Annotated in this window: 1 protein-coding gene; it reads left to right on the top strand. The window is 64.6% G+C overall.

From position 1 onward, the window contains the following. Positions 1–381 (top strand): VCBS domain-containing protein (locus IB264_RS35740; RefSeq protein WP_192435381.1); only part of this gene is annotated, 381 nt, incomplete at both ends.

Here is a 381-nt window from a genome sequence, read left to right as displayed (position 1 = left end):
AGCTGATAACGCGGCCGGTGAGAATGCGGTTGTGCATGTGCAGGGCGGCGCGGTCACTTTTGCCGATGTGGATACGCTCGACACACACAACGCCAGCTTCGCGGCGCAGGGTGGCGGTTATCTCGGCACATTCTCGCTCGGCCCGGTGAATCAGGCGACCGACAAGGTTGGCTGGAGCTTCAAGGTGGCTGACGGCGTGCTCGACAGCCTGCAGGCCGGCCAGACGTTGACGCAGAAGTACGACGTGACCGTCGATGACGGCCATGGCGGCACGGCAGTGCAGACGGTGACGATCGTCATCACCGGCACCAACGACGCCCCGGTGATCACGTCCGGTTGGCAGCTTGGCGGCGTGGTGGAACGGCTTGACGGTACCGTGGG

Source organism: Ensifer sp. ENS11 (assembly GCF_014851895.1).
GTDB classification, from domain to species: Bacteria; Pseudomonadota; Alphaproteobacteria; order Rhizobiales; family Rhizobiaceae; genus Ensifer; species Ensifer canadensis.
This window is presented reverse-complemented; position numbering and strand designations above follow the sequence as displayed.